Annotated in this window: 3 protein-coding genes; all 3 read right to left on the bottom strand. The window is 73.0% G+C overall.

The window, feature by feature from the left end; genetic code table 11:
- The coding region (locus tag G3I65_RS38495; protein WP_255482001.1) for an acVLRF1 family peptidyl-tRNA hydrolase at positions 1-397 on the bottom strand (397 nt) is incomplete at its 3' end.
- 57 nt (positions 398-454) lie between these two features.
- Positions 455-3,325 carry a S8 family serine peptidase gene (locus tag G3I65_RS38490; RefSeq protein ID WP_160700453.1) on the bottom strand — a complete coding sequence of 957 codons (2,871 nt, stop codon included), beginning with the start codon at positions 3,323-3,325 and terminating at the stop codon, positions 455-457.
- A 230-nt stretch (positions 3,326-3,555) separates the two neighbouring features.
- A partial coding sequence (locus G3I65_RS38485; protein ID WP_160700452.1) for a phosphodiesterase occupies positions 3,556-4,580 on the bottom strand: 1,025 nt, incomplete at its 5' end.

Here is a 4,580-nt window from a genome sequence, read left to right as displayed (position 1 = left end):
GTCCCGCGCGACGCCGGGCGAAGCGCTGCTGCGACCAGCCGCCCGCGGCGGACCGGCCGTGCACGAGGTGCCGGTCGGTGCGCGAGACCTCGACCCGGCCGTCGCGGGCGATCCCGACGCTGTGCCCGCCGAGCCGCACGAGCAGGAGCGCGATCCGCCGCGGCACCAGCACGTGCGCGACGAGTGCGTCGAGGGAGGGTTCTTCGAGCGGTCCGAAAGGGACGGTCGCGGTCGCGGTGGTGCCGTCGGCCGCGGTCACGCCGATCTCGTGCGGTGTTCCCGCAGTGGTGACGATCCCGCCGTGCGAAGCGGAAAACCGCTCGAACCAGCCGCGCAGCCGTTCCGGCGGGACCTCGACGGCGCGCCCGCCGCCCGCGACCTGCCGTGCCTTCGCCATGGGGAAAACGGTACGGGGCCGCCGCGAGCTTCGCGACGGCCCCGCACCGGGTGCTGCTTACAGCGGGTGCACCGGGCCGTTGTTGGTCACGCCCCGGACGTTCGACGGCGCGCCGGCCGCCGGGGGCTGGACGAACCCGTTGATGTGCAGCGCGACCGAGCGGATCGAACCCGCGTCGCCGCCGGCGGCGTCGACCACGGAGAACGTCCACGTGCCGTCCGCGGCCGCGGAGGTCAGGCCGCCGGTCAGGGACTGCGTCGGCCGCCAGGTGCCGGTGAACGGCGCGTTCGCCGAGGTCACCGTGCTGAACGCCGCCGCCGCGGTGTCGGCGAAGACGACCTTGCACAGGTTCTTGCCCGAGCTGCCGTTGCGCTGGAACACCGTCGCCTTGGCGCCCGACGGCGCGGTCAGCGTGCCGATCAGGTCACCGACGTACGAGTGGTTCAGACCCACCGTCGTCGACGTCGGGTCGGTGCCGCACGTGGTGCCGTCGACGGAGAACGTCACCTTGGACGCGCGGCCGACCCCGGTGACCGGGATGGTCACCGACGCGCCGACCGGGCTGTTGTCCGGGATCGCCACCGGCGCGCCGGTGTAGGCGAAGTCCTGCGCGACCGGCGACGGGGTGCCGACCGGCAGCGAGAACGTCTGCGTCGTCGGCGAGTGCGCCCCCGCGAAGCTGACGCGGGCGTTCAGCACCACCGGCACGCCGAGCTGCTGGCTCGCCGGGACGGTGATGGTGAAGTCGTTGACGCCGGTCTGCCCCGGGCTGATGGTGCCGTAGGACTTGGCCCGCGGCGCGACCGTGACTCCCGGGGTCGGGCTGGTGAGCACGACGCTGGTGGACACGGCGGTGCCGTCGCCTTCGTTGGTCACCGGCAGGGTGACCTTGGCGGTGTCGCCCGGGTCGAGCGCCGAGCCGCCGTCGGCCGGGGTGACCGTCGGCTGCTTGGCCACGGCGAGCGGCTGCGGGCTGGCGCCGGTGTAGGCCAGCACCTTGTCCGCGAGGATGACGCCGGCGCCGGTGAAGTTGTCGCGGCCTGGGCTTTCGATGTCGACCGCGGTGTTGATCAGCGCCTCGCGCACCTCGGCGGGCGGCAGCCCGGGGTTGCCGGACAGCACGAGCGAGGCGATGGCGGCGGCGTGCGGCGCGGCCGCCGAGGTGCCGTAGAACGGGTTGAAGCCGGTCACGCTGGTGGTGACGCCGTCGGCCGCGGTGATCTCCGGCTTGTTCCGGACCTCGCCGCCGGTCGAGGAGACGTTGCCCGGGGTGATGGGCGTGCCGTCGGCCTCGTAGAACACCCGCCGCGGGCCGTCGGAGCTGAACCGCTCGGCCTTGGTGGCGCCGCTGAACGAACCCGGGTACGGGCCCGCCGGGTTGGCCGGGTCGCCCGGTTCGAGGGCCCGGCCGAACGCCTTGGCCGCCGGGGCGGCCGCGACGCTGAAGGCGTCCCGCGCGGCCGAGTGGCCGACCGTCACGCCCGGGGTGGTGAAGGCTTTGAGCCCGTCGGCCGAGTCGGAGAACCGGCCGCGCAGCGCGGACAGCGACAGGTACCGGTTCTGGCCGGAGAACTTGACGATGGCCAGCCGCAGCCCGGTGCCGCCGAACGTCGGCGTCGTGACGCGCTCGTACGGGTCCTGGGTGCCGGTCTGGACGTCCTGGCTGAAGCTGACGACCGCGCCCGCGGAGTTGAGCAGGTAGAGGTCGTAGTCGTTCGCCGAGGCGCCCAGCGGGTCGGACCAGTGCAGCGTCACCGGGACGCCGGCCGAGGAGGCGTTCGAGATGGGCTCGTAGATCTGGTTGCCCGCCGCGCCGGCGAAGTTGTGCGCGGTGCCGGCGAACTTGCCGACCGACTTGCCCGAGTCGACGAAGTCGCCTTCCCAGTGCCCGGCGGTGCCGCTGGCGACGTTGCCTTCGTTGCCGGCCGAGGAGAAGTACAGCGCGCCGTCGGCGGTCACGTCGTTCACGGCCTGGGCGATGATCCAGTCCTGGAACGGCGATTCCTTGAAGTAGATGACGTCGTCGACGATGACGTCGCAGTGCGACTCGAAGCGCAGCTTGCGGATGTTGTCGGCGAAGCTCGCGTCGGAGTTGAAGGCGGAGGCGAAGCCCAGCTTCGCGTTGGGCGCGAGGTCGTGGATGATCTCGAGCATCGCGGTGCCCTCGTCGCCGTCGCCCTCCTGGCCGGCGATGACGTCGACGTCCGGCGGCAGCTCGCCCTTGGCCACCGAAGCGGCCAGCGAGTCGACGCCGTCGGACAGCGCGCACGCCTTGACGCCGACGCCGGTGACGCCGAACTGCTGGCGGGCGAGGTCGGCGTTGTGCGCGCGGTCGCCCTCGCTGGTGAGGGTCGCGGCCGCGGCGGCGCTGCGCTGCGCCTTGGCGCTCACGGCTTTCTGCAGTTCGCCGGCGATGCGATCGGCCTTCTGCTGCTTGGTTTCGGTCTTGCCCGGGGTGGTCGCGGGCGTGGCCAGCTCGCGGGCGGTCATCGCCCCGTCGGCCTGCTCGACGCGCTTGACGTCGTCGCGGGCGGCGATCTCGCTGACCTTCGCGACGGGGACTTCGGCCCGGACGCTGGCGTAGCGGTCGGACACCGCGCGGATGCCCGCGCCGGCCTTGGTGAGCCCGGCGATCAGCTCCGGCGTGACCTTGCTCGCGCGGATGTCGACCAGGGTGGTCCCCGCGTCGGAGACGCCGGACTGGAGCGCGTTCAGCTGCTTGGCGACGCCCTTTTCGGCGGCGAGCAGCTTGCTGTCCACTTTGGACTCGGTGGCGGTGCGGCCCGCCTTGACCGCCTGCAGGGCGGCGATCTGCTGCTGCGCGGTCTCGGTGAAGGCGTCCGGGGCGGACGCGGTGGCGGCCCCCGCGACGGGCGGGGAAACCAGGCCGAGCGCGGCGAGCAGTGCCGCGGCCCCGGCGGTCAGCAAGGTGGATCTCGATCTCGTGGAACGGGTACGACGCACGTGCGCCCTCCGAATCTCCAGGCGCGTGCCCCGACTCACGCTGACCGATCGCCGGTGATCACCGGCTGGATCAAGCTAAGTACGGTGGGTACGGCGTAAATACCCGCCGTTCGAGTGACAAAGGACAGGTAATTTCCGGAATCGGACGGATGTCGTAGGCCGTTCAGCGCAGCGGTGAACTTCCCACCGGACAGCTACAGGACAAACGAATCCGACCACGGCTGCGCGGCCCGGCCGGACAGCGCGTCCAAAAGGGTCACTGCCTGCTTGTCGGTCAGCGAAGCCACGAAGTCGACCACCGCGCGCCCGCGAGCCAGCCCGCGTACCGCGTCCGGGCCGGACACCCGCTCGCCGGTCGCGCCGACGAGCAGCTCCGGCGCCGTGCGCGCGAGCCCGGTGTACTCCGCGTGCGCCAGCTCGACCAGGTCGTGCAGCCGGCGCGGGAGCCGCGACACCTCGTCGCGGTCGAGGAGCCACGCGTCGAGCGCGTCGACCAGGCTCGTCACCAGCCCGGCCTGGCCGCGCTGGTGCAGCGCCAGGTCCGGGCGCAGCAGCACGAACCGGCGGTGCACGAACTTCAGCACCTGGACCTCGTGCCACTGGGCGGGCCGCAGCGAGACGTGCCCGGTCCGGGTGGACGGGGCGGCGAGCACGAACACGCCGTCGACCAGCCGGGCGGTCCAGTTCGCCGAGAACGCCGCCGTAGCCTGCTCGGCTTCGATCGAGCCGTCGAACTCCCCGGCGAGGAGCCCGTCGACCAGCTCCGCGCGCACCCGCGCGACGGCGGCGCCGAACGCGTCGTCGTCGCCGATCCACGCGTCCTTGGCGTGCATGCGGCGGCGCAGGCGTTCCAGGGAACGGCCCGGGCGGCGCAGGTCCGCGTTCAGCGCGTCGTCGTCCAGCCCGGCCAGCTCGACGGCGTGCTCGAGCCACTCCCCCAGCTCGGCGGCGACCGGCGCGTGCTGCAGCACCCCGATGCGGTGGAAGTCCTGGAGGTCGTGGATGGCGTAGGCGATGTCGTCGGCGGTGTCCATCACGGACGCCTCGACGGTCTGCTGCCAGCTTTCGACGCGGCCCGCGAACGCCGCGCGCGCCTGCTCGAAGTCGTCGAGTTCGGTGGCGTAGGCGGAGAACTTGGCGGCGCCGGTGCCCGGCAGGTCGCCGGGCTCGCCCGCCCCGCGCGGCGGCACGCCCATCGCGGACGGGTGCGGCGCGGGGT

Source organism: Amycolatopsis sp. SID8362 (assembly GCF_010550475.1).
GTDB classification, from domain to species: Bacteria; Actinomycetota; Actinomycetes; order Mycobacteriales; family Pseudonocardiaceae; genus Amycolatopsis; species Amycolatopsis eburnea.
Note: the sequence above shows the minus strand (reverse complement) of the source record. Positions and strands in the feature narration are given on the sequence as shown.